Here is a 22,591-nt window from a genome sequence, read left to right as displayed (position 1 = left end):
GAAATAAGCTATGGCAGATTTTGAATATTTCAGAGCAGAAGAATCTGACCAGTTTTCTTTTTTTCGGATCCCCAAAGCTCTGTTCACAGAAAAAGAGTTTGCAAGCCTGTCCACAGACGCAAAGCTCCTTTATGGAATTCTGCTTGATCGAATCAGCCTATCCAAGAAAAATGGATGGATTGACAATGATGGTTATGTCTATATCATTTATACGATCGCAGAATTGCAGGAACTGTTGCGAATGTCGCATACGACAGTGACAAAGCTTCTTTATGAGCTTGACAGTGTGCATGGGATTGGATTGATCGAACGGTATCGGCAGGGGAATAATCGTCCTTCTGTCATATACGTGAAAAATTTTGTGAAACGGAGCAGAGGAAAGCCAGTAAGATACTTTGCTTCTGGAACGCCAGAAACTGGAAATCCAGACTGCAAGGAATTGGAAATCCGGATTGCAAGAAACTGGAAGTCCGGAACGCAAAAAAATAGAAGTCCGGACTGCAAGAATCTGGATGGAAGTAATACTAAGATAAATAAGACTGAAAAGAATCATACTGATAAGAGTAAGGGCAATACTCCCGCTTTGGAAGAAAAATTCAGTCAGTATGGTAGATTTAAAAATGTTGTTCTGTCGGAAGCTGAACTGCAGGAGCTGATGACGCTATTTCCATGGGATTACCAGAAACGGATTGATCATCTTTCTGTTTATATGAAATCCAGTGGAAAAGAATATCAGAACCATTTTGCAACAATCTGTCTTTGGGCAGAAAGGGATGGAACCAGGATAGGAATGGATAAATATGAATTTCAGGAAGGAGAAAGCCTGTGATGGAAAATAAAGTAACAGCAGATTATGTGGACGAAGAGGGATGTCTTCATTGTGGCATCTGTGGAAAAAGAAAACAGATGAAAGTCAGTCTGATGGGATTTGAGCATGTAGTGTCTTGTTTGTGCGAATGCGAGGTGAAAGCCAGACAGGAACTGGATGAAAAGATGCAGCGGGAAGAAGCACAGCGACTGCTTTATCAGAGAAAATCCGTCGGACTTCGGGAAAGAAGATTCTGGGAATGGAAATTTGAAAATGACAACGGAAGCAACCAGAAGATACTAATTGCCAGGCAGTATGTAGAAAACTGGACAGATATGAAGAGAAAAAATGTAGGATTGCTTTTGATGGGACCAGTTGGAACCGGGAAAAGTTTCTTTGCAGGCTGTATTGCAAATGCACTTTTGGAACAGGGAGAACGTGTCATGATGACAAATTTTTCCAGGATCCTAAATGAAATGACCAGCTATCAGGCAGATAAGAACCAGATTATACAAAATCTTGTGGATTATCCGTTGCTGATTATTGATGACTTGGGAATAGAACGAAATTCCGAGTTTGCTTTGGAGCAGGTCTATAATGTGATAGACAGCCGCTATTGTAAAATGCTTCCGCTGATCGTAACAACGAATCTGGGACTGAATGAAATGAAATCCACAGATTTAGATACTGCCCATCAGCGTATTTATAGCAGAATACTTGAAATGTGTGTTCCCATCTATTGTGGTGGAGAAGATAAGAGAAAAGAAGAAGGGACAGAAAAACTCGTACAGGTACAGAGCCTGATTACCGGTTAATCTGTCCTTTTTTATTGAAAGGGGGTGATTGCCATGATTACAGATCTGGACAGCAGTTAAATCGCTGAAAGGAGGGAAAAGTCATGCAGGAAGAGGTAACTCAGAAAACGGTCACGTTCTGTATTCGGACTACCAAAATCACAGCAGACCTGTTGAGAAAGGTTCTTGCTGCGTATCTGCGGCATCATAAGCAGAAATCGGTAGAGAAGAAAGCACAGAAAAATCAGCCGAAACAGGGAAAGGTCACGGTAAAAGAGCTGGCAAAGCAGAATGCCGGGATGGTCAATATCGAGATCACGAACAAAAATATCAAGTCCTTTGAACGCTATGCCAGAAAATATGGAATTAACTATGCTCTGAAAAAGGACAAGAGCAAAGAGCCGCCAGTTTATCTGGTATTTTTCAAAGGACGTGATCAGGATGCCCTCAATGCTGCTTTCCGTGAGTTTTCCCAGAAACAGATTCAAAAAGCGAATAAACCTTCGATTCACAAGCGTCTGGCAGCTTACCGGGCAATGATGCCAAAGAAGACGAAGGACAAAGTAAAGAACCGGCATCAGGAGCAGAGTCGATGAAGAAACAGATCGGCAAACCTCTGATGCAGAAGTGGAAGAATAAGATCGGGGTCAGGCTGTCCGCCCTGGATAAAAAGAAACTGGTTCTTACCAATCTCCCATATGCTCTGGCTGCGTTCTATGCAGACCGGGCATTTTTTCTTTACCGGAATAGTCCGGGAGAAGATATGGGGAACAAACTCTTATATGCTATGGAACACGCAGATCGGATTTTTGCTGGTTTTGTGTTAAGCAATAACTGGAAAGATCTGCTGGCAGGGATTACGGTTGCAGTCGTTTTGAAAGTGCTGGTTTGGCAGAAACAGTCAGATGCAAAGAAACTCCGAAAAGGAATCGAGTATGGTTCAGCCAGATGGGGAAACGCTGAGGATATCAAACCTTATATGTCGGAAAATCCGTGGATGAACATTCCATTGACAGCAACAGAAGCACTGACGATGGAGAGCAGACCGAAGCAACCGAAATATGCAAGAAATAAAAATATTGTAGTTATCGGCGGCAGTGGTTCCGGTAAGACACGTTTTTTCGTAAAACCATCGGTCATGCAGATGAACTGTTCCATGGTCATTACAGATCCCAAAGGCACTCTGATCGAGGAGTGCGGGAAGATGTTAGCAAAGGGACCGCCGAAGAGGGATAAAGATGGAAATGTCATCAAAGATAAATCCGGGAAAGTGGTATATGAGCCTTATGTGATTAAGGTTTTGAATACGATCAACTTTTCTAAGTCTCTTCATTACAATCCATTTGCTTATATACGGTCTGAAAAAGATATCCTGAAACTGGTGACGACAATTATTGCAAACACCAAAGGGGAGGGAGAAAAATCTTCCGAGGATTTCTGGGTGAAAGCGGAGAAACTGCTGTACACAGCACTGATTGCCTTCATCTGGTATGAGGGTGATGAAGAGGAGAAGAATCTGAATACTCTTCTGGATCTTCTGAATGAAAGTGAAACCCGTGAAGAGGATGAAACTTACCAGAACCCGGTAGATATGATGTTCCAGGAACTGGAAGAAAGAGATCCGCAGCACTTTGCGGTCAGACAGTATAAAAAATACAAAATGGCGGCTGGCAAAACGGCGAAGTCGATTTTGATTTCCTGTGGTGCCAGACTTGCCCCATTTGATATCGCAGAGCTTCGTGAGATCATGTCTTACGATGAAATGGAACTGGATAAGATCGGAGACAGGAAAACAGCCTTGTTTCTGATTATGTCCGATACGGATACCACATTCAACTTTGTGATTGCGATGCTGCAGTCACAGCTTTTCAATCTGCTTTGCGACAAGGCAGATGATGAATATGGCGGCAGACTTCCGGTGCATGTGCGTGTCATCGCTGATGAGTTTGCCAACATCGGACAAATTCCTCAGTTTGACAAGCTGATCGCAACCATCCGAAGCAGGGAAATCTCTGCTTCTATTATTTTGCAGTCACAGAGCCAGTTAAAGGCAATGTATAAGGATAGTGCAGATACCATTCTGGGCAACTGTGATACGACTTTATTCCTTGGTGGGAAAGAGAAGACCACATTAAAGGAAATGAGTGAGCTTCTGGGTAAGGAAACCATTGACCTGTATAACACTTCGGAGACAAGAAGCAATCAGAAATCTTTTGGACTGAATTATCAGAAACTGGGGAAACAGTTGATGACAGAGGACGAGATTGCAGTCATGGATGGAGGAAAATGTATCCTGCAGATCCGTGGTGCCAGACCATTTTTCTCAGACAAATATGATATTACGAAACACAAAAACTATCGGCTTCTTGCAGATGAAAACGAGAAGAACCGATACAAGGTTGAGAAAGAGTTAAATCCGCAGTACACACCGAAATCTGAAGAAGAGGTGGAAGTAATTCAAGTAGATCTGTCGGAGTAACCTTGGGAATGAACGAAAAATAATAAGGAAAGGAATAACTGACATTAGGTGCGCCGGCTTTTTAGTCGGTGTTTTTTCATTCCCGTAAACACCTGAAAAAAGTCAGTTTTGGTGAATGTATATGGCATTTTTTAGCAGTGCAATTACAACTTTAAAAACTCTTGTAGTCGCAATCGGTGCAGGTCTTGGCGTGTGGGGTGTCGTAAACCTTCTGGAAGGATATGGGAATGACAATCCCGGCGCTAAGAGCCAGGGCATCAAACAGCTGATGGCTGGTGCCGGAATCATGCTGCTGGGAACTACCCTGATTCCACAGCTGGCAACATTGTTCTCTTAAGAGGAGTGGTAGATGAACACCATCATTGAGAGAATTACGGAAGCGATAAAGGATATCCTGATCGGGCTTATCAAGTCATGTTTGGATAACATGTTCACGTCTGTCAATGAGCAGGTGGGAACCATAGCCGGGCAGGTGGGACAGACACCGCAGGGATGGAATGCAGGGATCTTTAATCTGATCCAGAACATTTCCCAGACAGTAATTGTCCCCATTGCGGGACTGATCATCACCTTTGTCTTGTGCTATGAGCTGATTACGATGGTAACGCAGAAAAACAATTTCCATGAATTTGAGACTTACAACATTTTCCTCTGGATTTTCAAGGCGTATGTAGCCATTTATTTGGTGACAAATACGTTCAATATCACGATGGCGGTCTTTGATGTTGGCCAGCATGTGGTCAACAATGCCGCCGGGGTGATCTCCGGGAACACAGCGGTGGATGCATCAGAAGCAGTCGCAAGGATTGTGGATGCACTGGAAGATATGGAACTGGGGGATTTGTTCCTGCTATCCATGGAAACGCTGTTGATCAGTATTACCATGCGGATTCTGTCGATCATCATAACCGTTATTTTGTACGGAAGAATGATAGAAATTTACCTTTATACTTCCATAGCACCAATTCCGTTTGCCACCATGACCAATAAGGAATGGGGCAATATCGGAAACAACTATTTAAAAGGCTTGTTCGCACTGGCATTTCAGGGATTCTTCATGATGGTCTGTGTGGGAATTTATGCAGTTTTAGTAAATGCAATGACCATATCCAGTGACCTTCATGCAGCAATGTTTTCAGTAGCGGCTTATACCGTGATTCTTGCATTTTCATTATTCAAGACCGGAAGCCTTAGCAAATCAATATTCAATGCCCACTAACGGGCAGGAAAGGAGCGCATACCATGGCGTATGTACCAGTACCAAAAGACCTTACCAAGGTCAAAACAAAAGTAGCGTTAAATCTGACAAAGCGGCAGTTGATTTTCTTTTCACTTGCCGCAGTTGTGGGAATTCCGTTTTATCTGTTCATGAGAAAACCAATCGGTTCCAGTATCGCTGCCATTCTGATGGTAACGATCATGCTTCCGTTTTTCTTCATGGCGATGTATGAAAAAGACGGGCTTCCCTTTGAAAAAGTGGTGGCAAATATCATTCGACAGAAGTTTATATGTCCAGCGGTAAGACCATATAAGACAGAAAATTTTTATCAGGAGATTTCCACCCTTGTAAAAAAGGAGGGTGTGCCGGATGGCAAAAAAGACAAAGCAGGAGGCTCAGCAGGAGCGTCTGTCCCTGGCGGAAAAAAGAAACCGTCAGGAAAGAAGAAACAAAAAAAGCAGAAAAGAAAGAGAACAGGAAAAGCGTAGGAAGAAGCAGGAACGGGATCGTAGGAAACAGAAAAACATTCCTACAACTGCACAGCAGAGTATTCCGTATATTCGGATGCTGCAGGATGGTATCTGCCAGGTGACAAAGACCTTTTTCTCTAAGACAATTCAGTTTTATGACATCAATTATCAGCTGGCTTTAAATGAGGATAAGACCACGATATTTGAGAATTACTGTGATTTTTTAAATTACTTTGATTCTTCCATCAGTGTGCAGCTGTCCTTTATCAATCAGCAGGTGGATGTGGCTGAATTTGAGAAAAGTATTGATATTCCGGATCAGAACGATGACTTCAATGCCATTCGTGAGGAGTACCGGACCATGTTAAAAAATCAGCTTTCCAAGGGAAACAATGGTCTGGTGAAAACCAAGTATATCACTTTTGGAATCGAAGCAGAAAGCCTGAAGGTGGCAAGACCAAGGCTTGAAAGGATTGAAGCCGATATCCTGAACAACTTTAAAGTTCTGGGAGCACAGGCACATTCCTTAAATGGTCTGGAGCGACTGGAGATTCTGTATCATGTGTTCAACCAGGATCGGATTGAACCATTTAAGTTCCAGTACAAGATGCTGCCGGAAACAGGATTAAAGACCAAAGACTTTATTGCACCAACTTCCTTTAACTTTTCCAAGAATCAGACATTTCTGATGGGAAAGACCATGGGAAGCGTGAGTTATCTGCAGATCCTGGCACCGGAGCTTACAGACCGGATGCTTGCAGATTTCCTGGATGTGGATGACAGCATCAATGTCAATATTCATATCCAGTCCATTGACCAGAGTTCTGCGATCAAGATGATCAAGAGCAAGATTTCAGATTTGGATAAGATGAAGATTGAAGAGCAGAAGCGGGCGGTACGTTCCGGGTATGACATGGATGTGCTTCCATCGGATCTTGTGACCTACGGGGAAGAAGCAAAGAATCTGCTGGAAGATTTACAGTCCAGAAATGAGCGTATGTTTCTTGTGACAGTGTTGGTGATGAATACCGCAAAGAAGCGTCAGAAGCTGGATAACAATATCTTCCAGGTACAGGGTATCGCACAAAAATACAACTGTTCCTTAAAACAGCTGGACTATCAGCAGGAAGCAGCATTGATGTCCTGTATTCCACTGGGAGTCAATCGAATTGAGATTCAGAGAGGGCTTACCACATCGGCAACAGCGATCTTTGTGCCATTTACGACACAGGAACTGTTCCAGGAAGGGGAAGCTCTTTATTATGGATTGAATGCATTATCCAACAACATGATTATGGTTGACCGGAAGCGTCTGAAGAACCCGAATGGACTGATTCTTGGTACACCTGGTTCCGGTAAATCCTTCTCAGCAAAAAGAGAAATTACGAACTGTTTCCTGATTACGGAGGACGATATTATTATTTGTGATCCAGAAGCCGAGTATTATCCACTGGTGCAGGCACTGCACGGACAGGTCATCCGGATTTCACCGGTATCAGACCAGTATATCAATCCGATGGATCTGAACCTGAATTATTCAGAGGAAGATAATCCGCTGTCCTTAAAGGCAGATTTTATTCTGTCCCTGTGTGAACTGATTGTCGGTGGAAAGAATGGACTGGAACCGGTAGAAAAGACGATCATTGACCGTTGTGTGCGGCTGGTCTATCAGGAATATCTCGCTGATCCGGTGCCAGAGAAGATGCCGATACTGGAGGATTTATATAATCTGTTGCGGAAACAGGAAGAGCCGGAAGCACAGCGTCTGGCAACTTCATTGGAGATTTACGTTACAGGTTCCCTAAATGTATTTAATCATCGCACAAATGTGGACATCAACAACCGTATCGTATGTTTTGATATCAAGGAGCTTGGAAAACAGCTGAAGAAGATCGGGATGCTGATTGTGCAGGACCAGGTATGGAACCGAGTGACGATCAACCGTTCCGCTCATAAATCCACCCGTTACTATGTGGATGAATTCCATCTTCTCTTAAAAGAAGAACAGACAGCAGCCTACAGCGTGGAAATCTGGAAGCGATTCCGTAAATGGGGCGGTATTCCGACAGGAATTACCCAGAACATTAAGGATCTTTTAGCTTCCAGGGAAATCGAGAATATTTTTGAAAACTCTGATTTTATCTATATGCTCAACCAGGCATCCGGTGACAGGCAGATTCTGGCTAAACAGTTGAATATTTCACCAACCCAGCTGTCTTATGTAACCAACAGTAATGAGGGTGAAGGACTTCTGTTCTATGGAAATGTGATTATTCCGTTTGTAGACAGATTCCCGAAGAATTCCCTTTATAAGATTATGACAACCCGCCCGGAGGAAACAGCCGAAGCAGGGTAATACAGGAGGAGTAAAACAATGTTACAGGTAATTTCATATGGATTGACATTTTGTGGCGGTGCTGTATTTGGCATCGCTATTCTCTGTTTATTACAGGCAGGGAAAGGGTATCCGAAGAAGGAGGAGTAATCAGTGGCAGAACAGAGAATGAAAGTCAGGGATAAGAAAGTCCAGAAAATGACCAAGGATGGTCTGGTGGAAGAAAACCTGACGGATAAATCTTCTGTTCGTGTCAGTAACCGTGCCAGTGATGTGCAGATGGGAGGAAAACAGGGGGAAAAAGAAGTAAGCCTTGTGGATAAGTCTTCCCGCCAGTCTGAACGGAGTGGGAAAAATATTCGTCCCTCTGTGCAAAAATCCAGAGATGCACCGGAACTGATACGGGCAGAGAAGCAAAGTGAGGATCTTGGACAGAGTAGAAAACAGCAAAATAGAAAAAGAATCCGTGCTGAAGTCGGAAAAGAATCCAGACTTGCAGAAAAATCCGAAGCCGGACAGTCAGGGAGACTGAAAGAAAAACGTGCGGATCTATCAGAAAACAGAGGAGACAGCCGGAGAAATCAGACCGGTGGTAGCAAAAAGCCAAAACAAAAACAGCGTTTGAAGTTTGCTTATGAGGAAACTGGTGCTTCTGTGAAAAATGATAAAGATATGGAGAAATTGAACCAGATGGATACGGATGGAGTCAATTTCCGACATCAGAAACAGAAGGAAAAAGCCAAAAAGTTTTCTTATGAGGAAGCAAAAAAGAAGAAGGAAGCAAAGCAGCATTCCAAGAAGGCACAGGTCTATCAGGCAAATGATGGAGAAGCTCCTGGAAAGAAGAAATCCCGCTTGAAGTTTGGCGAAGGGGAATCTGTGAAAACAGAAAAAACTTCTGTTGTCAAGAAAGCAGGAAGTGCAGCTTCCGCAGCATTGCACCGTGAGATCAGCAAAAATGAAGACGATAATGCGGCGGTAGAAGGTGCCCATAAGTTAGAAGAAAGCGGCGAAGGTGTTTACCGGCTGGAACAGAGAAGTGCCAGACGCAGGAAACAGAGGGCATTCAGAAAAAGAAGCAGACTTGAAAGACAGGAAGAGAAACAGACACAGGCGGCAGCCCGTCAGGAACAGAAGAAACTGAAAAAACAGATTCAGAAGCAACAGATCAAACGGGATTATGCCAAAGCGAAGCGAAGTGAACAGACAGTAGGAACAGCTACAAAAGGTACGATTGATTATATCAAGAAGATTGGCGGCAAAGTCACCAACTTTTTTAAAGAAAACCGGAAGGTGTATATCAGTGTAGCAGTTCTGATCGGATTGATGTTTCTGATCATAACGAATGTCACGTCATGCTCTGCAGTGTTTTTACAAAATGTGATCACTTACACCGGAACCAGTTATCTGTCATCGGATCAGGCAATCCGGGAAGCGGAACTGTATTACACACAGCTGGAAGCTAATCTGCAGGAGCGGATCAACAATATGGAATCTGAAGAACCAGGACATGAGGAATACCGATATAACATCGGACCTATTGAGCATGATCCGTTTATCCTGATTAGTTATCTGTCTGCAAAGTATGAAGAATTTACTTTTGAACAGGTCAAGCCGGAGCTGGACGCCTTGTTTGCAGAGCAATATCATTTAACTACTGAAGCAGTCAATGAGACTGTAACGGAGACAGCAACAGTAAGAGTTGGAGAATCTTTGGGACAGGTTGTGACCAGTGGATATTGTAACTGTCCAATCTGTTGTGGTATTTGGAGCGGAGGACCGACTGCCAGTGGAGCATATCCAACTGCCAATCATACCTTAGCGGTAGATGCTTCCAATCCGTTTGTTCCAATGGGAACAAAGGTAGTTATGAATGGTGTCGAATATACCGTAGAAGATACCGGAGCTTTCGCAAGATACGGTGTACAATTTGATGTCTATTATGACAGTCATGCGGCAGCATCTGCACATGGACATCAGACCTGGGAATGTTATCTTGCAGATGATAACGGAAGCAATGAAGTCGAAGTGACCAGAATCAGAGATGTGGACACGCTGAATGTAACATTGACCAGTGGAAACCTGATGTCAATCTGTCAGGACAGGTTGGGATTTTTCCAGAAAGAACTGTTCAGTGCCTACAACGATACCAAAGGCAACCTGCAGATGTTTGCAACACCGGTTGATTTTAACTGGTATTCCAGTGTGACCAGCTATTATGGATATCGGATTCATCCAATATCAGGAGCAAATCAGTTACACAATGGTATGGATATCGGAGCACCAGAAGGGACAAAAGTAATGGCAGGGCTGACCGGAACGGTTACAACTTCTGCTTATAACGACAGCTATGGCAATTATGTTGTAATCAAGGACAGTAAAGGCTATGAACTGCGGTATGCACATTTAAGCAGCCGGAGTGTATCTGCAGGTGCATCCGTCACGAAAGGTGATGAGATCGGTCTTGTAGGAAATACCGGAAATTCTACAGGAAGCCATCTTCACATTGAACTTTTGAAAAATGGAGAGCGGTTAAACCCGATCTTTTATCTGGAAACAGGAGAAGGGACAGGCTTTGGTGGTAATGAATATACCAGTGAAGCAGCGCAACGTTTACTGGAAGAGGCTGCAAAATATCTTGGAACACCGTATGTGTGGGGCGGATATTCCCCAAGTGGATTCGATTGTTCCGGATTTGTCAGCTACTGTCTGGTTCATTCCGGGGTAAGAAATACGGGAAGGCTGACTGCACAGGGACTGTACAACATTTGTACGCCAGTATCCCAGTCAGAAGCACAGCCAGGAGATCTGATCTTCTTTACCGGAACCTACGATGCAGGAGAACCAGTAACGCATATTGGAATCTATGTGGGCAATGGTCAGATGATCCATTGTGGGCATCCGGTTCAGTACACGTCCATCAACTCTCCATACTGGCAGAGCCATTTCTATGGATTCGGGCGATGGTAAGGAAAAGGGCGGTATAACAGCCGCCCGGAAAGGAGAAGAGATGAAAAGTCTTGAAAAAGCAACGGCAGATTATGAGAAAGCCAAGGAAAAAATGGAAGCATCTAAAGCCAGATATGAAGCAGATTTAAAGCGGTTCAAGGCTGCGGAGATTGCAAAAACAGAAGCAGAAAATCTGGAAATTGTAAGAATTATCCGTGCAATGGATATGAGTATTCCGGAATTGGAAGCTTTTAAAAAGAAAATGAAAAATGAGTTGCCCGGCAGGGTAGAAATACAGAAGGAGGAAATAAAAGCCGATGATGAATCTGGAAAAAATGAAACAGAAGAAGAGAACAAATACTAAAAGCAGGGTAAAAAAGAGTCTGCTTGCAGCAACGACATTTCTTTGCCTGACAACACCTTTGCTCCAGACACAGACTGCTTATGCAGCTGAGAATACCACGCCTGCAATCACGATTGAGAAACCGGATGGCTGGAAACAGGGAGAAACAACCATTGCTGTTACGGTAGATGCCAGCCATATGCCGGAAGGTTTCTCAATAGCAAAGATTGAAGCAAAAGCAGGAAAAGATGGAAGCTGGCAGGATGTAACTGGAAGCGGAAGTATCACGATCACAGGAAATCAGACAGTGTATGTGCGTGTGACAGATGGTGATGGAAAGGTGTATGAGCAGAATCGTTCTATTAAGTGTTATGACACGGAAAAGCCGACACTCTCTGCTTCCCTGACAGATGGTGTGCTGACGATTCAGGGGAATGATACAGTATCCGGGATTACTGCAGTAACAGTTAATGGCACCACTTATACAGATCTGAAGGATGGAATGCTGAGAGTGCAACTGACACAGAAAGATTTTACTACAAAACAGATTGAGATTACGGTAACAGACGGTGCCGGAAATACTTCTGAAAAGTATGTGTTGCAGAATCCTTATTATGAATGGGCAAAGAAGCAGGCAGAGAAACAGAAAACCTCCAGTGACAGCAATGGTGCAATGGCAACTACGACCAGTGCAGATGCAACGGGAACTGAAAAAACAACGACTTCTCCGCTTCCGCAGGATGCACAAGCTTCTGAGCCAACAGATGCAAAAGGAACTGTGGATGATCGGACAGTGACAGGTATTGAGGAACAGCTTAATAAAGAAGGCGAGACAGCAGATTCTGTTACTAAAACAGCTACGGAAGGCACAAAAGAGTTTTATACCATTTCAACTAAGAGTGGTAAGATTTTTTATCTGATCATCGACAATTCAAAATCTCAGGATAATGTGTATTTCCTTACAGAAGTCAGCGAGAAAGATCTGATGAACTTCACACTTTCTGATTCCGTGACACTTCCGGAAGTAGATACTGTTTATGCAGAACCAGAGAAACAGGCTGAAGAAGAAAAGCCGGAAACAACTGAGACAGCTGAGAAAGATAAGGTAGAGGATGAAATCCAGATGCCAGAAGATAAAAGTCCATTTGGAACGTATCTTCTGATTGCACTGGTTGCAGTAGGAGCTGCGGCAGGAGGATATTACTTCAAAGTCTATAAACCAAAGCATGAATATGATGACGAGGATGAGATGGAAGAGGATGAAGATGAATCCGAAGATTCAGAATCTGAAAAGCGGGAAGTAGACGATGCAGATGAGCAGGAAGAAAGTATAGAACCAGAAATCCTGAGAGACGAGGATTTTGATGATGCTGTGCTGGAAGATGAAGAAGAGGAGCAGGAGTAAATGAAGTTAGTGATTGCAGAAAAGCCATCGGTTGCGATGGCACTGGCTTCCGTGATTGGAGCCAGAACAAGAAAAGATGGCTACGTGGAAGGAAACGGTTATCTCGTTTCCTGGTGCGTAGGACATCTGGTTGGATTATGTGATGCATCAGAATACGATGAAAAATATAAAAAATGGAGATATGAAGATCTGCCGATTGTGCCGGAATGTTGGAAACACAGGGTATTGGAAGGCACGAAAAAGCAGTTTGGAATCTTGAAAAAACTGATGCGAGATTCCAAAGTAGATGAAGTAATCTGTGCTACAGATGCCGGGCGGGAAGGAGAACTAATCTTCCGTCTGGTGTATGAGCAGGCAGGATGCAAAAAGCCGATGAAGCGGCTCTGGATCTCTTCCATGGAGGAACAGGCAATTAAAGATGGATTTGCGTCATTAAAAGACGGTTCGTGTTATGACAGTCTCTATCAGTCAGCACTTTGCAGGGCAAAGGCAGACTGGCTGGTGGGAATCAATGCGAGCCGTCTTTTTTCCGTTCTGTATAACCAGAATCTGAAAGTTGGAAGAGTACAGACACCAACACTTGCCATGATCGTGGATCGAAATCAGAAGATCAAGGAATTTACCAAAGAAAAATATTATATGGCTCATATCAAGTTTGACGAGATGGATGCGGTCACAGAGCATTTTCAGAAAAAAGAAGATGCAGATAGAGTGGCTGCGGACTGTATGGAGCGTATGTGCGAAGTGGAAAAGGATGATGTGAAAGAAAAAACGGTCCGTCCTCCGAAGCTCTATGATTTGACCACTCTGCAGAGGGAAGCAAACAGAATGTTTGGTTATACCGCACAGCAGACATTGGATGCCGTGCAGGAGATGTATGAGCAGAAGCTGGTCACTTATCCGAGAACAGACAGCCAGTATCTGACAGATGAGATGGGAGAAAGCACTGAAACACTGATTCAGATGTTACTTGGGAAAATGCCTTATGCTGAAGGTCTGGAATATCACCCAGACGTGAGTAAGGTATTAAATTCAAAGAAAGTATCCGATCACCATGCGATTATCCCAACCATGGAAGTAGCCAAAGCAGATATTGGTGAACTGAAAGAACGAAACCGCAAGATTTTGTATCTGATCAGTGCCAGGGTTCTGACAGCAACTGCAGATCCTTATATTTATGAAAGCCATAAATGCCAGATCACCTGCAATTATCATACGTTTTATCTCACAGCAAAGAAAACAAAGCAGGAAGGATTCAAGGCGATCGAAAATAAATTGAAACAGTTCTTTGGCGTAAAGATTGAGAAAGAAGAGCCGGAGCTGGATATCTGGGCAGGCAAGCATTACGGTCCCTGTGATTCTTTGGTATCGGAGCATTTCACACAGCCACCGAAACAGTACACAGAAGATACCCTGCTTTCTGCGATGGAACGTGCAGGGAATGAAGAACTGACCGAAGATACAGAAAAGAAAGGACTTGGTACTCCGGCAACAAGGGCAGCAATCATTGAAAAACTGATTCAGTCTGGTTTTGTGAAAAGGGAAAAGAAAAATCTGGTGCCGACAGATGATGGTAATGTATTGATTACAGTTCTGCCAGATGAGATTAAATCTCCGAAGATGACCGCAGAGTGGGAAATGGCATTGAATCACATTGCCCAGAATACAGAGACAGCAGATGAATTCCTAAATGGGATTACAGAACTGATGCAGGAACTGGTTGCCAGGTATCAGGGAATTTCAGAAGAAAAGAAAAATCAGTTTCAGGGAAAGGCAAAAGGAGAAGTCATTGGCAAATGTCCCCGATGTGGAGCAGATGTCCAGGAAGGGAAAGTAAACTTTTACTGTTCTGACCGGAACTGTACTTTTACCTTATGGAAGAATGATAAATTCCTTGCGAGTCAGGGAAAAAAGATGGATAAGACGGCAGCAAAGAAGTTCCTGTCTAAAGGAAAAATCCATTATAAGGATCTGGTATCAAGAAAAACAGGGAGACAGTACGAAGCAACTGTGGAGATGGTTGATCCCGGAGAGGGAAATGTACAGTTCAATCTGATTTTTCCACAACGATAAGTAGTGTATTGCAGGCAGTCTAAGGACTGTCTGTTTTAATACAAATATATGAAAGAGAGGACCTTAGCATGAAGAAAAAAGGTAATTTTAGAAAAGTAGTATCTGGCTTGCTGGCAGGCATGACAATGCTTAGTACAGTGCTATCTCCGATGACGGCATATGCAGCGGAGATCCAGCCAGAGGAGAAACCTCCACTTTATGAGGAAGTGAAAGACCTTCTGGATGAAGATGAGGTGGTGACTGCCAAAGATTATGAAATCGAAACAGGCAGTGTATTTAATGTGAAATCAGATTATACCGGACTGGAAATCAAGGATGATAACAAGGTTAAAGTCACATTTGAGGAAGCAAAGAATGATAAGAATGAGGATTTTACGACAGATCATGCGGACACTTACAAAGCGGTCTATTATGTGGAACCGGTAAATCAGGAGCATCCGAAGTACCAGATCAGCCGAAAGCTGATTGTGCGTGAGAAAGAAACAGAAGTGCAGACAGAAACTGCAGGGAGTGAAGCAGTAACCGAATCAGAAACAGCTGGCAGTGAACAGCAGACAGAGGAAACGGAGAATTCAGAAGCAGACTCGGAATTGCTTCCAACAGAGGAAGTGACGGAAAGCGAGATAGAAGAATTTGATTCTCAGGCAAGCGAACTATTACCGGATATGGAAGAAGATACTGAAAATACAACGGATTCGGAAACAGGTCTTACAGTATCGGATGCAATGGAGCAGGCGGAAGAGGAAGGAATTGATTTATACGCCATGGAAGCTGGTGAAACAGTCACTTTTATGGCAAAGACAAGTGCAAGAAGTGTACAGAAAGTATCTGTTACAAGAGGAACTCTGTATCGTTATGCGGATTATGGTTATGGTTCTTATCTTACCTATCAGTATACGGTTCAGTTTGGAAATGTATCTGCGACTGCTTACTGTGTACAGCCATCAAAACCGGGACCAGGAACAGGTAATTACACGATTAGTAAAGTCGGAGATGGAAAAACATTAGCTAAGGTATGTTATTACGGAACCAAGGCAGCAGGAGATGAAGGATTCTTTACAGAAGAGAATGGTTATGGAAATCTTAGTGCTGGAGCAAAATTCATTCTTGTTCATCTGGCGGCTTCTTATGCTAATGGAAGTGGCGACGCTTTTTCCGGAGCGAATAGTACAGCCAAGAATTTAGCAATGAAATTGTATAATTATTGTGTTTCACAGCCAGAAATACCGGATGTAGCAATGTCATTTTCTGATGGAGATGTAAAAGCTTATGTGGATGGCAATTCACAGAGAACCAAAGATATTACATTCAAAGCAGATAAGCTACAGACAATTACGATGAAGCTTCCGTCTGGTGTGAAACTTCATAATCTAAGCACAGGCACAACAAGTAAAGCTGGTGCAAGTGTAGAAATTTGCGGAGGAACAAAGTTTTATCTTTCTGCACCACTGACACAGGTGAGTGACGTGGCACAGAGCTGGTCTTCTACAATGAAGGGAAGTATTACAAAAGATTACTCTGCTTATAAAATCACCACCGGATCTGACACGCAGGATCTTGCGTTGGTATTTGGTGAAGGTGTGACAGATGAAAAATATATTGATTTCAAAGTGTCTTGGATTGAACAGGCTACGATCGAAATCGTAAAGAAAGACGATACAGCGGATGTCAATCTTGCAGGTGCAGTATTCGGTGTATACAGCGATGAGGCATGTACAAAGCTGATCACTCAGATGCCGGCAACAGATAAGAATGGAAAATCCTCTGTTACGATCATCAAGACACAGGATACCGTTTATCTGAAAGAGATCACAGCGCCACAGGGATATGTAGTAAATGCAACGGCAACAAATGTGAAACTGGTAGCAAGTAAGACCTCGGCTGTGACCGTGGAAAACAAGGAGCAGCTGGCAGAGCTTACCATTTACAAAGAAGGTCAGGTTCTTATCGGTGCAGAAGTCAGTGAGAGTGGAACCGTATTCCAGTATGAGAACCGCAGACAGAAAAATGCAGTATATAACGTGTATGCCGGAGCGGATATCGTAACTGCTTATGGCACAAAAGTGTACAGCAAAGGTGACTTGGTAAAAGAAAATCTGACAACAGGTGAGAATGGTTCTGTCACACTGAAAAACCTGCATCTTGGAACCTATGTGGTAAAAGAAGCAAAAGCACCGGACAATTTCTATAACGGCAGCGAAGAAAAGCCAGTGACTCTGACCTATGCCGGACAGAATAAAGAAGTTGTATTTGCAGATGTGACTTTTAACAACGAGAGACAGAAAGCAGATGTTTCCGTAGTAAAACAGGATAAAGACACCAAGAAACCACTGAATGGCGGTATTTTTGCTCTGTATGCATCCGATGATATTAGAAATGCAGACGGAACCGTTGTTGTGAAAAAAGGAACACTGATTGAGAAAGCAACTACTGGAGCAGATGGGAATGCAAAATTCACAGCGGATCTTCCGATTGGATATTCCTATTTTGTAAAAGAAGATCAGGCACCGGAAGGCTATGTAAGAAATACAGAAGATGTGTATACGTTCAAGTTTTCTTACACCAATGATAAAGAAGCAACCGTATCTTTTGCCCATACCTTCAGTAATGACCGTGTGACAGCAAAGATCAATTTATTCAAAGTTGATAAAGAAACAGGAAAAGCAGTACCGCAGGGAGATGCCACACTGAAAGGTGCAGTTTATGGTCTGTATGCCCGTGAAGATATTGTGCATCCGGACGGAGCAACCGGAACTATTTATAAAGCAGGAGAACAGATAGCATCTCTTACAACAGATGACAAAGGACAGGCTTCTGTAAATGGCTTGTATCTTGGCAAATATTATATCAAAGAGATTACACCTCCGACCGGATACCTGGCAGATACAGAAGAGCATGATCTTACGTGCAGTTATGAAGGAGATATGACAGCAGAAGTGAAAAGAGAGTGCACTTCCAGTGAGCAGGTCATCAAGCAGCCATTCCAGATTATTAAAGCAGCCAACAATGGAAAGACAGATGCAGATCTGTTATCCGGAGCTGGATTTACAGTTTATCTGAAATCTTCCCTTACAAAGAAAGCAGATGGAAGTTATGATTTTGATTCTGCAAAACCAGTAGTGAGTGGAGAAAAAGGAGCAACTGAGATTTTCACAGATGAAAAAGGGTATGCCTGCAGTATTCCATTACCATTTGGAAGCTATATCGTGCGTGAGACAACAACACCGCACAACTACAAGCCAGTCGATGATTTTGAAGTGAATATCACAGAGCATCATCCAAATGAGCCGCAGATCTGGCGTGTGCTTCTGGATGAAGAGTTTAAGGCAAAACTGAAAATCGTGAAAAAAGACGATGAAACAAAAAAATCCGTCCTGATTGCAGGAACAGAATTTAAAGTGTACGACCTTGACAACAAAAAGTACGTGGAACAGGTAACAACTTACCCAGTGACAACCACTCACAAGTCCTATTTTACCGACAGTCAGGGATATCTGATCATGCCGAAGAATCTGAAAATCGGACATTACCGGATTGAGGAAGTCAATGCACCGGAAGGGTACACAATCAACAAGAACTATGTAGAGATTGCAGTGGATGCAAACACAGCATACAAGATGGATTCTGAGAGCGGAGATGCCATTATTACGGTAGATTACGAGAACCATCCAGTAAAAGGAAAGCTGACAATCTATAAAAAAGGTGAGATGCTGACCGGATTTAAAAAGGATTTTGTTTATGAAGAAAGATACCTGAAGGGTGCGGAATTTAATGTATATGCAGCTGAAAATATCTATACACCGGATTATCAGAAAGATGAAAACGGAAACAGGCAGCTGATCTATGCGAAGGATGCACTGGTAACAACTGTTACGACCGGGGAAGATGGAAAAGCAGTTGCAGAGAATCTGCCGCTTGGTTCTTACTATGTGGTAGAAAAGACTGCACCGGAAGGATTCGTTCTGAACCATGACAGATCAGAAGTCGCATTTGTCTATGCCAATCAGGATACACCTGTGATCGAACAGGAAGTGACTGTTGGTGATGACCGACAGAAAATTGCGATCCAGGTAGAAAAACAGGATGCAGAAAATGGTACAACCGTAGCTGGAGCTGTCTTTGGTATCTATAACAAAGAAGATATCAAGGCAGATGGAAAGGTGATCGTAAAAGCAGAGACACTCTTACAGGAAATGACTTCTGATAATGATGGTCTTGCAGCATGTACGCTGGATCTGCCACTTGGACAGTATTATGTAAAAGAGTTAAAAGCACCGGCTGGATTTGTATCCTCTGATGAAGTTCTGAATCTGGATGCTTCTTACCAGGGACAGGATGTGAAGACAGTAAAACTGAAAACAGTGAAAAAGAACCAGCCGACAACAGTAGAAATCACGAAATCTGATGTAACAACAGGTGTGGAGCTGGATGGGGCAAAACTCACCGTTCTTGATAAAGAAGGAAATGTTGTGGATCAGTGGACTTCTGTAAAAGATCAGCCACATGTGATCAAACGACTGACAGTTGGTGAGGAATACACTCTTCGTGAGGAAATGGCACCTTATGGATATCTGAAAGCAATGGATGTGAAGTTCACGCTGAAAGATACAGCCGAGATTCAGAAAGTAGAGATGAAAGATGAAGTTCCGACAGGACTTCTGATCATCAACAAAAAAGGAGAGTTTTTGGATAAAGTGACACTTCTGGACCATGTAAAAGGTACTGTGGAGCATCTCTTTGAATATGTAACCGGAAGTATTACAGATGTAACTTTCGATGTATTTGCTGCGGAAGATATCAAAGCGGCAGATGGTGTCAGCGAAGATTATTTCAAAGCAGATGAAAAAGTGGGAACTATTACTACAGATTCCAATGGCATTGCACAGATGGGAGATCTCCCGGCTGGAAAATACTATGTGAAGGAAGTAAAAACAGCCCATGGTTATGTGCTGGATAAAGAGCCGAGATATGTTGACCTTTCCTACCGGGACCAGAATACACCAGTCATCACTTATGATGAAAAATGGCAGAATGCCCGTCAGAAAGTAAAGGTTACGGTTCTGAAGAAAGAAAAAGACACAGAACGTGTTCTTGCAGGTGGTGTATTCGGTCTTTATACCAGTGAAGATATCAAAAATGCAAAGGGCGAGGTACTTCTTGAGAAAGACAGTTTGATCGAGCAGCGAGTAACAGATGAAAAAGGACAGATTACTTTTACGGCAGATCTTCCGGTAGATGGAAAATACTATGTGAAAGAAATCTTTGCGCCGGACGGATTTGTTACAACAGATGAAGTACAGGAGTTTACCTTTGAATATGCCGGAGAAGACCAGGCAGAAGTAAGCTACGACTTTACTTTTGAAAATCAGCCAACCACAGTAGAGCTGACCAAAACAGACCTGACTACAGGTAAAGAACTTCCAGGTGCACACCTGAAAGTAACGGATTCAGATGGCAATACAGTGGATGAATGGACTTCTACGGAAGAATCCCATGTGATCAAAGAACTGGTTGTTGGTAAGGAATACACCATGACAGAGACAAAACCGGCAGATGGATATGTCACTGCAGAAAGTATTACTTTCACAGTAGAGAATACAGCAGAGGTTCAGAAGCATGAGATGAAAGATGATGTGACAAAAGTGCAGATCAGTAAGACGGATATCACAGGAGAAACTGAGATTCCAGGTGCAAAACTGACGGTTCTTGACAAAGACGATCAGGTAGTAGAGAGCTGGATTTCCACAGAGGAAGCACACTATATCGAAAAACTGCCAATCGGTAAATATACCTTACGTGAAGAGCAGGCACCGAAAGGATATCTTCTGACAGCCGATGTGACGTTTGAGGTGAAAGACACCGGAGAAATCCAGAAAGTGGCTATGAAAGATGATACTGCCAAGGGAAAAGTGATTCTCAATAAGACAGATAAATCGTCAGGAGAACCACTGAAAGGGGTAGAATTTGAACTTCGTGACAGCAAAGGCAAGGTTCTGGAAACCTTAAAGACAGACGCTGCCGGTCATGCTGAAAGTAAGCTGTATGAGATTGCCACATTTAAGAACGGCAAATATGATACAGCAATCAAGTATTATCTGGTGGAAACAAAAACACTGGATGGATACACACTGGATCAGACCAAGCATGAAGTGACATTTGCTTATGCGAATGACAGTACACCAGTCGTGGAAGTTACTTTCAATCTGACAAATGAGAAACCGGAAGTTCCAGAAACACCGAACACACCGGATACACCACAGTCCCATGAAGAGACAAAAGTATCAAATGCACCAAAAACAGGTGACAGCACGAATATTTGGCTGCCGATTCTGCTTCTGGTAATTTCCACAGGAGGTATGGCAGGACTTTATATCTGCAGAAAAAGGAAAAACAAATAAGGAAACCAACGGTTATGATTGGGAGCTTCTATGTGAGGCTCCCTTTTTCATACAAAAAATTACAGAAAGGAACAGAAAACTATGATGAAAGCAATGGAAAAAAGACAGGAAGCACGAAAAAACCAGGAGAAAACTTTAAAGAGAATGATGGCTTATCAGAAGAAAGCCGAGCAGATGGTCAGCAGAAAAAGAATGAACCATCACATGATCAGAAAGGGGTAAAAGCGTATGATGAACAGAAAAGAATTTTATGAATATGTCAAAGACAATGTAAAGGAGTATCTGCCAGAGTCTTATAAGGACGCAGAAATTAAACTGCAGGAAGTAGAAAAAAACAACGGGTTGAAGTTGACAGGTATTACGATTCCAAACGGAGATCAGAGAATCGTACCGACAGTCTATCTGGATTCCCTCTACCAGGAATATATTCATGGAAAAGATGTAGACTCTTGTGTTGGCGATGTGGCTGATATGCGTATTGAGGCACAGGGAAAAGCAGAATTTTTTGATATGGGAGTTCCGGATATTCTTGATTATGAAAAGATGAAGGACAAATTACAGGTGAGAATTTGTGACAAAGAATGGAATACCGATCGTTTGGCAGACAAAGTAGTCACAGAACACGGAGATTTTGCAGCTTATTATGCAGTAAATCTGGAGGAAAATGGAGAGGGAATCAGCAGTATTCCGGTAACTGTTTCTCTGATGAACGAATGGGGAGTATCTGTCGAACAGATTCAGGCAGATGCGATGATGGCAGATAAGAACAGAGGAGTGCAACTGGTGGATATGACACAGATTGTCGAATCCATGATTTTTGGAGGAACACCAAAGAATCTTTTGAATGAAAAACTGGATATGGAAACTGTGGAGAATCCAATGTTCTGCCTTACCAATGAATCTAAGATGAATGGGGCTTCCCTGTTACTGCAGGAAGATATTCGTAAACAGATTGGGGAATGCCTGGGTAGTGATTACTTTGTCATCCCATCTTCCGTTCATGAAGTGCTGATTCTCCCTGATAACGGAATTTTTCAGGTCCCGGAATTAAATGCGATGGTACAGGAAGTCAATGAGACACAGGTGGAAAGACAGGAACAGCTTTCAGATAAGGTTCAGTTCTGTGACAAAAAGACCGCAGTAATGGAAAATGCTGAGCGCAGGGAAACTCGTCTGGAGAAGGAAAAAGCAGCCGAGAAAGCGGAAGTAAAAGGTGGAATCCATGGAAAACTGGAGAAAGCTAAAGCAGAGATCAAGGCAAAAGAGGCAGACAAAGTGCCAAAGAATAAGTCAAAAGATCTTGCCGCAGCATTATAAA

Annotated in this window: 16 protein-coding genes; all 16 read left to right on the top strand. The window is 42.9% G+C overall.

The features are described from left to right. Nucleotides 1-10: 10 nt before the first annotated feature. The 16 genes from ACESSZ_RS00835 (at nt 11) to ACESSZ_RS00760 (ending at nt 22,590) form a co-directional block, all read left to right on the top strand. Nucleotides 11-829 (top strand): replication initiator protein A, encoded by an 819-nt coding sequence (locus ACESSZ_RS00835; protein WP_012744315.1) that lies wholly within the window; start codon nt 11-13, stop codon nt 827-829. Beyond that, nucleotides 829-1,623: an ATP-binding protein gene (locus ACESSZ_RS00830; RefSeq protein WP_012744314.1), complete on the top strand. Its 795-nt coding sequence runs from the start codon at nt 829-831 to the stop codon at nt 1,621-1,623. The genes ACESSZ_RS00835 and ACESSZ_RS00830 overlap by 1 nt, the downstream gene beginning before the upstream one ends. Before the next feature lie 83 nt (nt 1,624-1,706). Continuing rightward, nucleotides 1,707-2,198 (top strand): PcfB family protein, encoded by a 492-nt coding sequence (locus tag ACESSZ_RS00825; RefSeq protein WP_012744313.1) that lies wholly within the window; start codon nt 1,707-1,709, stop codon nt 2,196-2,198. A 23-nt stretch (nt 2,199-2,221) separates the two neighbouring features. After that, complete coding sequence (locus ACESSZ_RS00820) at nt 2,222-4,081, top strand: VirD4-like conjugal transfer protein, CD1115 family (protein WP_330362118.1); 1,860 nt, start codon at nt 2,222-2,224, stop codon at nt 4,079-4,081. Nucleotides 4,082-4,202: 121 nt separating this feature from the next. Beyond that, nucleotides 4,203-4,418, top strand: a complete 216-nt coding sequence (locus tag ACESSZ_RS00815) for a Maff2 family mobile element protein (RefSeq protein WP_017144663.1) — start codon at nt 4,203-4,205, stop codon at nt 4,416-4,418. A 12-nt stretch (nt 4,419-4,430) separates the two neighbouring features. Beyond that, a complete protein-coding gene (locus ACESSZ_RS00810; protein WP_012744298.1) occupies nt 4,431-5,300 on the top strand; it encodes a VirB6/TrbL-like conjugal transfer protein, CD1112 family in 870 nt (289 codons plus the stop codon). 23 nt (nt 5,301-5,323) lie between these two features. Beyond that, nucleotides 5,324-5,788: a PrgI family protein gene (locus tag ACESSZ_RS00805; protein ID WP_012744297.1), complete on the top strand. Its 465-nt coding sequence runs from the start codon at nt 5,324-5,326 to the stop codon at nt 5,786-5,788. Continuing rightward, complete coding sequence (locus ACESSZ_RS00800) at nt 5,670-8,126, top strand: VirB4-like conjugal transfer ATPase, CD1110 family (RefSeq protein WP_027090295.1); 2,457 nt, start codon at nt 5,670-5,672, stop codon at nt 8,124-8,126. Before ACESSZ_RS00805 ends, ACESSZ_RS00800 begins: the two co-directional genes overlap by 119 nt. 18 nt (nt 8,127-8,144) lie before the next feature. Continuing rightward, complete coding sequence (locus ACESSZ_RS00795) at nt 8,145-8,255, top strand: DUF3789 domain-containing protein (RefSeq protein ID WP_118342920.1); 111 nt, start codon at nt 8,145-8,147, stop codon at nt 8,253-8,255. A gap of 48 nt (nt 8,256-8,303) precedes the next feature. Continuing rightward, the gene (locus ACESSZ_RS00790; protein WP_347505933.1) at nt 8,304-11,075 is read left to right on the top strand and encodes a CD1108 family mobile element protein; all 2,772 of its coding nucleotides are present in this window, start codon (nt 8,304-8,306) and stop codon (nt 11,073-11,075) included. Then, nucleotides 11,056-11,418 (top strand): DUF4315 family protein, encoded by a 363-nt coding sequence (locus tag ACESSZ_RS00785; RefSeq protein ID WP_012744294.1) that lies wholly within the window; start codon nt 11,056-11,058, stop codon nt 11,416-11,418. The genes ACESSZ_RS00790 and ACESSZ_RS00785 overlap by 20 nt, the downstream gene beginning before the upstream one ends. Beyond that, on the top strand, nt 11,372-12,802 hold the full coding sequence (locus tag ACESSZ_RS00780; protein ID WP_023922641.1) for a CD1107 family mobile element protein: 1,431 nt from the start codon (nt 11,372-11,374) through the stop codon (nt 12,800-12,802). Before ACESSZ_RS00785 ends, ACESSZ_RS00780 begins: the two co-directional genes overlap by 47 nt. Further along, on the top strand, nt 12,803-14,875 hold the full coding sequence (locus ACESSZ_RS00775; RefSeq protein ID WP_012744292.1) for a DNA topoisomerase 3: 2,073 nt from the start codon (nt 12,803-12,805) through the stop codon (nt 14,873-14,875). Between the two features lie 68 nt (nt 14,876-14,943). After that, nucleotides 14,944-21,273 (top strand): SpaA isopeptide-forming pilin-related protein, encoded by a 6,330-nt coding sequence (locus tag ACESSZ_RS00770; protein ID WP_499842661.1) that lies wholly within the window; start codon nt 14,944-14,946, stop codon nt 21,271-21,273. 14 nt (nt 21,274-21,287) lie between these two features. Beyond that, nucleotides 21,288-21,527 (top strand): hypothetical protein, encoded by a 240-nt coding sequence (locus ACESSZ_RS00765; RefSeq protein ID WP_499842660.1) that lies wholly within the window; start codon nt 21,288-21,290, stop codon nt 21,525-21,527. Beyond that, complete coding sequence (locus ACESSZ_RS00760; protein ID WP_227199199.1) at nt 21,502-22,590, top strand: DUF5688 family protein; 1,089 nt, start codon at nt 21,502-21,504, stop codon at nt 22,588-22,590. Before ACESSZ_RS00765 ends, ACESSZ_RS00760 begins: the two co-directional genes overlap by 26 nt. The last annotated feature ends 1 nt before the right edge of the window (nt 22,591 follow it).

It is taken from the genome of Eubacterium sp. 3_1_31, from assembly GCF_964249515.1.
In the GTDB taxonomy this organism is placed as follows: Bacteria; Bacillota_I; Bacilli_A; order Erysipelotrichales; family Erysipelotrichaceae; genus Longicatena; species Longicatena caecimuris.
The sequence above is the reverse complement of the archived record's forward strand: the minus strand, read 5'-3'. Positions and strand labels throughout refer to the sequence as shown.

Excerpts from the sequence above, each read along its gene's own strand:
- ACESSZ_RS00835 (WP_012744315.1), top strand. The coding sequence starts at position 11 with ATGGCAGATTTTGAATATTTCAGAGCAGAAGAATCTGACCAGTTTTCT.
- ACESSZ_RS00830 (WP_012744314.1), top strand. The coding sequence starts at position 829 with ATGGAAAATAAAGTAACAGCAGATTATGTGGACGAAGAGGGATGTCTT.
- ACESSZ_RS00825 (WP_012744313.1), top strand. The coding sequence starts at position 1,707 with ATGCAGGAAGAGGTAACTCAGAAAACGGTCACGTTCTGTATTCGGACT.
- ACESSZ_RS00820 (WP_330362118.1), top strand. The coding sequence starts at position 2,222 with ATGCAGAAGTGGAAGAATAAGATCGGGGTCAGGCTGTCCGCCCTGGAT.
- ACESSZ_RS00815 (WP_017144663.1), top strand. The coding sequence starts at position 4,203 with ATGGCATTTTTTAGCAGTGCAATTACAACTTTAAAAACTCTTGTAGTC.
- ACESSZ_RS00810 (WP_012744298.1), top strand. The coding sequence starts at position 4,431 with ATGAACACCATCATTGAGAGAATTACGGAAGCGATAAAGGATATCCTG.
- ACESSZ_RS00805 (WP_012744297.1), top strand. The coding sequence starts at position 5,324 with ATGGCGTATGTACCAGTACCAAAAGACCTTACCAAGGTCAAAACAAAA.
- ACESSZ_RS00800 (WP_027090295.1), top strand. The coding sequence starts at position 5,670 with ATGGCAAAAAAGACAAAGCAGGAGGCTCAGCAGGAGCGTCTGTCCCTG.
- ACESSZ_RS00795 (WP_118342920.1), top strand. The coding sequence starts at position 8,145 with ATGTTACAGGTAATTTCATATGGATTGACATTTTGTGGCGGTGCTGTA.
- ACESSZ_RS00790 (WP_347505933.1), top strand. The coding sequence starts at position 8,304 with ATGACCAAGGATGGTCTGGTGGAAGAAAACCTGACGGATAAATCTTCT.
- ACESSZ_RS00785 (WP_012744294.1), top strand. The coding sequence starts at position 11,056 with ATGGATTCGGGCGATGGTAAGGAAAAGGGCGGTATAACAGCCGCCCGG.
- ACESSZ_RS00780 (WP_023922641.1), top strand. The coding sequence starts at position 11,372 with ATGATGAATCTGGAAAAAATGAAACAGAAGAAGAGAACAAATACTAAA.
- ACESSZ_RS00775 (WP_012744292.1), top strand. The coding sequence starts at position 12,803 with ATGAAGTTAGTGATTGCAGAAAAGCCATCGGTTGCGATGGCACTGGCT.
- ACESSZ_RS00770 (WP_499842661.1), top strand. The coding sequence starts at position 14,944 with ATGAAGAAAAAAGGTAATTTTAGAAAAGTAGTATCTGGCTTGCTGGCA.
- ACESSZ_RS00765 (WP_499842660.1), top strand. The coding sequence starts at position 21,288 with ATGATTGGGAGCTTCTATGTGAGGCTCCCTTTTTCATACAAAAAATTA.
- ACESSZ_RS00760 (WP_227199199.1), top strand. The coding sequence starts at position 21,502 with ATGATGAACAGAAAAGAATTTTATGAATATGTCAAAGACAATGTAAAG.